2 protein-coding genes and 1 pseudogene are annotated in these 3,927 nt (G+C 75.1%); all 3 read right to left on the bottom strand.

All coding sequences use genetic code 11. The features are described from left to right. A partial coding sequence (locus G3I41_RS26315) for a hypothetical protein (protein WP_164402857.1) occupies positions 1-2,462 on the bottom strand: 2,462 nt, incomplete at its 3' end. Further along, on the bottom strand, positions 2,459-3,640 hold the full coding sequence (locus G3I41_RS26310) for a hypothetical protein (RefSeq protein WP_164402856.1): 1,182 nt from the start codon (positions 3,638-3,640) through the stop codon (positions 2,459-2,461). The genes G3I41_RS26315 and G3I41_RS26310, both read right to left, overlap by 4 nt. 28 nt (positions 3,641-3,668) lie before the next feature. Further along, positions 3,669-3,927 (bottom strand): annotated as a pseudogene (locus G3I41_RS26305) (hypothetical protein); the annotation flags it as partial.

The following is a 3,927-nucleotide window of genomic DNA, read 5'->3' as shown; positions in this document are numbered from 1 at the left end:
TGGGGGCGGTGCGGGTACGGGCCGGGGGGCGGGGCGGTGTGTGCCGGGGCGCTGAGGGCGCCGATGATCCGGCGGTGGCGGACCTCCTCGTGGTTGCTGTGCCGGACGAGCCGGGCGCACAGGTCGCCGTACCGGGCGTCGCGGCCCAGTGCCTCGTACACCGCGAGGCCGATGCCGGGCTGCTGCCGGTCGAGTTCGGTGGTGAGCGCGTAGCCGAAGGCGGAGCCGCAGTCGCTGATCAGGGCGGCGATCTCGTCCAGCAGGCGGCCGGTCACCGAGCGGTGCGGGCAGCCGCTGATGATGATCCTGGCCAGCTCGTCCAGCTCCGCCCGGGCGTTGACGGCCAGCCGCAGCCGCCGGACCGCGCGCAGCCAGCCGAGCCCGGTGCGTTCCAGGCCCTCGACCAGGTCGGTGGGGAGTTCGAGGTCGAGCCAGTGGCCGTAGTCCGCCTGCATCAGCCGCCGGGACAGGCCCTCGCCGACGGTGGTCTCGATGCTGGGCCGCTGTTTCATCCACCGGGTGAGGACGGGCCAGCCGTGCTCGGGGTCCGGCCGGTCCCCGAGGAGCGCGGCGATCGCGTCGTCGCGCAGGGCGGGGTCGCCGTCGGTGCGGGCCACCAGCGTGTCGGCGTACCGGTCGAGGGCGGGGGCCCCGTCGGTGATGCCGCGCAGCCGGGGCAGCGGGGAGGCCGGGCGGAAGCCGGGGTCGCCCGCCCGGCCGGTGAGCCACAGCAGGTCCGCGTCGGCGGCGGTGCCCGGCGGGAGCCCCGGGGCCCCGGGGCGGGCCAGTTCGTCGAGGAGCGTGAGGAGTTCGGCCTGCCGGCCGGCCCGCAGCACGCCTCGCAGGACGGGCCACAGCGGGCTGATCACGGTGGGCTGCCCGTGGTCGCGGGCGGTCTCCAGGGCGATGCGCCAGGCTTCCTCGTTGTCGCCGACGAACGCGGTGGCGTCGGCCTCGGTGGCGCCGGCGGCCGTGTGGTGGCCGGTGAGCGCGCCGGCGAAGCGCAGCCAGCGGGGGAAGGGCCCCGTGCCGGGGGCGGCGGCGAGGGACAGCAGCCGTTCCAGGGGGCGCAGTTCGCGGGCGTGGTTGGTGAACAGGCCGCGCACCCAGGCGAGTCCGGCCTCCGGCGAGGCCAGCAGAACCCGGTCGGTGGCCTCGGTGGAGTAGCCGTACTCCCGTTCCACCATGTAGGCCAGCTGTCCGGCCCAGACGGGGTCGTAGCCGGGGGCGGTCGCCAGCGCCGTGAAGAGGCGGCCGAACGCGCCGGGGCGGCCGGCTCCTTCCAGGGAGTGCGCCAGGCTCAGGTACTTCCTGGCCAGGGCGAACGTCTCCTTGGACGCCGGTTGTGCGAGGACGTCGGCGGCGAGCAGGTCCGGGACCCGCGGGGTCCAGTGGCGGGCGAGGAGCGCGGAGGCGGCGCCGTCGTCGGGACGTACGGCGGTGCGGGCGAGGAAGGAGACCAGGTCACGCTGCCCTCGCTCGCCCAGGGTGTCCAGGGCGTGCAGGGCGAGCAGCCGGCCGGCCTCCTCGGTCTGGCCCCTGCCCTGCCGGACGGCGTCCAGGACGGAGTCGAGGAGGTCCAGTTCGCGCAGGACGCGGACGGCGTCGGCGCCTTCGCGCAGGGGGACGGGTGCGGTGGCGGCGAGGAGGTGGGCGACGACGTCGGCGGTGGACTCCCGCTTGGCGCGGACCCGGGACAGCTCGGCGAGGTAGGTGCGGGCGGTGTCGCCGCCGGGGGTCGGGGCCCGGCCGGTGGCGAGCGGGATCTCCAGCTGCCCGCTGCGCGCGGACCCGGCGAAGACCAGCCGCAGCGCGTGCTCGGTCTTGCCGGCCCAGGTGGCGCCGCTGAGCCAGGTGCGGCAGCCGTACGGCAGCAGGGCGCAGATCGCGTCGAGGACCCGGACCCGCTCGGCGATGCCGGGGAGGGCGGAGCCGCGCGGGGCGGTGATGGCGAGGTGCCGGCCGTCGAGGAGGAGGGCGGCCGCCCCGGCGGCCCACTCGAAGCCCAGCCGGTCGATGGTGTCGGCGAGTTCGGCGGCGGGGGTGCGCTCGGCGCGCAGGACGGGTTCGGCACCGGGCAGGGTCTCGACGCGGGCGGCGGCCCGGTCGAGGGAGGTCCACGTCACCCCGGCCCGGGCGGCGGGCCGCCATTCGGTGAGCAGCAGCCGCCAGGTGTAACTGGCGGTTCCGGTGCCGTCCTTGGAGCCGTCCCAGGTGGTGTCGACGACCGCGCAGACCGGCCGGTCCTCGCCGTCCGCGGTGCTGAGGAAGACCCGCCAGGGCAGTTCGCCGTCCGGGTCGCGGCCGTCCGGGGTGCCCGTGGTGGCGCTCCACAGATAGCGCTGGGCCCTGTCCCCCGGGAGGCTGCCGTCCAGCACCTCGTACCCCATGGAGCGGCCCGCCCGCTTGCCCAGCACGGCCCAGTCGGCGGGCAGCGGGACCGCGCCCGGGCTCTCGCTCACCGCTGCCACAGCTTCGAGCCGCCGGACCGGATGCGCCGTTCGAGGTCGATCAGCGGTTCCAGCACGTTGATGGGCACGGGCGAGGTGCAGATGCGGGGGACGCCGTCCACGACCTCGACGTTCAGATAGTTGCGGTAGTCGAAGATGTTCTGCGGGTTGAGCCGGAAGCCGATGGCGGAGGTCGCGTAGTACGAGATGCGCGACGGGTGGAAGAAGTTGGACAGGCCGTCGCGCACCAGACGGGCGCTGGCGCCGCGCACGTCGTCGCACATCCACTGGAAGAAGCGGGCGGCCTGGTCGTCGGGGACGCGCGGCAGCCGGTTGCCCTCCAGGCTCTGCGTCACCCAGCCCGCCTCCACGGCCGGGCGGAACACCTCGGGGTCGTCGAACTTGGTGATGCAGACCGAGACGTGGTGGGGCAGCCGGTTGCGGTGCAGCTTGCCGGCGTCCCGGACCCGGGCGTTGAGCTCGGTGAGCATCGAGTACAGGAAGTTGAGGCCTTCCCCGGCCCGCTGGCTGTCGAGCAGCGGGTCGAAGAGGTAGATCAGCCCCTGGGAGCGGGCCAGCTGGTCGAGGACCCTGGGCCGCAGGGCGTTGGCCTCGTCGCCCCGGTACGCCTCGCCGGTGACGTCCTGGACCTCCAGGATGAAGCCGGTTTCCCTGCTCTTCTTGAACGGTCCGGCCTTCGGCTCGTCGCCCTGGAAGGACCAGGAAAGGGGCTGGAGGCCCACGGTCGCCTCGGGGAAGATGCGGCGGATCGCCAGCTGGGTGACGCCGTCGTTGAGGAATTCGATGGACTCGGGGTTCATCCCGCCGATGACCCAGTTGGAGCGGCTGTGGCGCTGCTGCTGCATCGCCGCGATGGCCATCGAGGCCAGGTAGGTCGTCTTGCCGGAGCGGGGCGCGCCCCACAGCCCGATGCGGACGCGGTCGGCCGCCGGGTTCTCCACACCGGTGGGGGCGACCGGGATCGGCAGGGGGTCGAGGTGGCCGTCCACCGAGGGGTAGGACGGCTGCCCCGGCCCGTAGGCGGCGGTGGTGTCGGGCTGCGGCGGCGGGGTGCCCCAGGGGGCCGTGGTGGCGTCGGGGTCGGAGGACGAGGCGGTGTGACCCGGCGGTTCGGAGCGCCCGACCGCGTCCTCGGGGGGCTCGTTGGGGTCGTAGTACGGATCGGTCATGTGTCTCTCCTCGTACCGGAGCGGTCGGTCACAGCAGCGGGGTCGCGAGGGCCAGCGGACAGGGCAGGCCGTCCCACCGCCAGGGAGGGGCGAGCGCGTCGGCCACGTCGTCCGCCGTGTCGGAGCCGGGGCGGAAGGAGCCGCCGGCCCTGAGCGCGTCCCACGCCGACGCGGTGTAGCCGTGCGCGGGGCCCTTCGGGCCGGCGTCCGGGTCCGCGCGGGCCAGGACCCGGACCCCGCGGGCGCGCAGTCCGTCGAGTTCGGCGCGCCAGTCGGCGCCGAGGGGG

Origin of the sequence: Streptomyces sp. SID9727, from assembly GCF_010550605.1 — a bacterium.
Lineage (GTDB): Bacteria > Actinomycetota > Actinomycetes > Streptomycetales > Streptomycetaceae > Streptomyces.
The sequence above is the reverse complement of the archived record's forward strand: the minus strand, read 5'-3'. Positions and strand labels throughout refer to the sequence as shown.